Here is a 1,927-nt window from a genome sequence, read left to right on the forward strand (position 1 = left end):
TCGCCATGTCAGGAGCGCCGGCGATCCAACCGGCCACCGTCGAAACCTGAATGCGATTCCGAGTCGGAGAGGAGAGTTGTGCTATGGAATCCGGCTGGCGACACCCGATCAGGACGACGTCCCGATCGGGCACTAACTGACGATCTGTTTGGTCCCGACGGTCACCCAAGCTTCATGATTTGGGGCACTGGATGTTATAAGGAATATGTTTAACATCTGGATGGATTTGAGCAGGAGATCTTATTGAATGGCGACATTGGTGAGACTTGCGGCAAGCTGTTTTATCGCTATCGCCATCGGCTCGACGGCTTCGGCAAAGGCCCCTCAAGAGTCGCCTGCGATTTTGCAGAAACGGATCGCCGCTTGGCTAGGCCCGCACGTCAGCGACAAGCAGCATGATGGCCAGTACATGAGGCAGAACTGCACTGATGCAGATCTGAAGCAGTTTCCGGAGTGGCAAGGCCTGCCCGTCCAAGCCTGTACATACACCGACACACAATTCCCAAAGAATCACGTCACCACAACGGCCTATATGCTGTTTCCCAGCGCTGACCAGCTCGCCAGCTGGATCGTCAATGCCTGCGTCGACGCCGGGAGGATCGACTTGACGACTTGCACCGGCCGCTTGGCTTCACGCATGTGGACGGCGTCGAATGGTCAGTTTCCGGTGGCCGGATACGTCGTGGAGCCTGCACAGGAAAAGACGTGGGAGTATCCCGACGATCCCTATTGCTTTCTCTTTCGTGACGGAGTGGGCGTAACAACGGAAAGTTATCCCGAGACTACCCATGCGATAGACAACGCCTGCGGACCTCCGGCGGCGGCCTTCGAGGCGCCCGTGAAGGCGTTCTCCTACGGCAGGCCGGTCTCCGCCACGCGCACGTCCTACAGCGAGGCGGGGGGCGTTGCAGATGTCGGTGATGCCGAAAATCGATCACCTCAATGGGCTTCTGCGGTTGGCCAAGCGTTCCGGGACGCGTGGGGACAAGAGCGCAACCTACTTTTCCGAGCCGCCGTGTCGGAACTCGGCGTTTGCGACGGCAATATCTGGACGAGCGACCCGATTCCGGAGTCGTGCAATTAGGGGGAATTCAATGAATGCAGTATCAAACGCAACGTTCGCTCTATTGGCCGTAGCGGGAGTGATTATTTTCACGGCTAGTGTCGTTTGGCATTTAATCGTGAGACTCTCGCTCCAACGAAATCAAATAGTTAGTGTTGCACATAATTTGACACTTGGCACTTAATTTGAAAATATCGATCGACCTTTACCACTTAAATTGAGATTCTGTCACGAAACCTATGACGAACAGCTTTCTCGCAATTTTTGCATAAATCGCAACGATTCCAGAAGGTTGTGGCTAGTTTTAGTGTCGTCATTGACTAGGATTCGCGTCCGCGAGTCTCAATTTAAATGCCAGACCTTGCAAGAACTGTCGCATTCTCAGGATTAAATGCCAAGCGACAGAAATATTGTTGTTCACTGCAAAGGCGTTAGATGTCGGAGGAATTGCGCGCCAGACGCCCGCATCCGCGTGACGATCAGAGCTGAGGACTTGCCAAATGCTGTTTCCCGCCATTTTGAAGTCAATCGTCCGAACAGGCAGCCTTCGGTTGATCGATGGACACGGGAAGATGCACGACTGTGGAGACGGCACTCCACCTCGCTGTACGATCCGGCTGGGCGCTCGCCATCTCGACTATACGCTGGCTCTGAATCCCGAACTGTCGGTAGGGGAAGCCTACATGGACGGCCTGCTGACCATCGAGGAGGGCAGCCTTTTCGATGTTCTCGAAATCGTTGCCAGAAACTACGGCAACTTCAAGCAGGCGGCTTGGTTCTCGCTGTTGTCCCGCATCATGGGTCGGTTGAAGCAATACAATCCGATCGATCGTGCGCGTCGCAACGTCGCCCACCATTATGACC

General features: G+C 54.7%; 1 protein-coding gene and 1 pseudogene. Both read left to right on the forward strand.

What is annotated here, in order from left to right; all coding sequences use genetic code 11:
* Window positions 1-247: 247 nt before the first annotated feature.
* The gene (locus JTP94_RS09820; protein WP_204850333.1) at window positions 248-1,084 is read left to right on the forward strand and encodes a hypothetical protein; all 837 of its coding nucleotides are present in this window, start codon (window positions 248-250) and stop codon (window positions 1,082-1,084) included.
* A 551-nt stretch (window positions 1,085-1,635) separates the two neighbouring features.
* A pseudogene (locus JTP94_RS09825) lies at window positions 1,636-1,927 on the forward strand (SAM-dependent methyltransferase); the annotation flags it as partial.

Origin of the sequence: Martinezella lusitana (assembly GCF_016901135.1) — a bacterium.
Taxonomy (GTDB): Bacteria; Pseudomonadota; Alphaproteobacteria; order Rhizobiales; family Rhizobiaceae; genus Rhizobium; species Rhizobium lusitanum_D.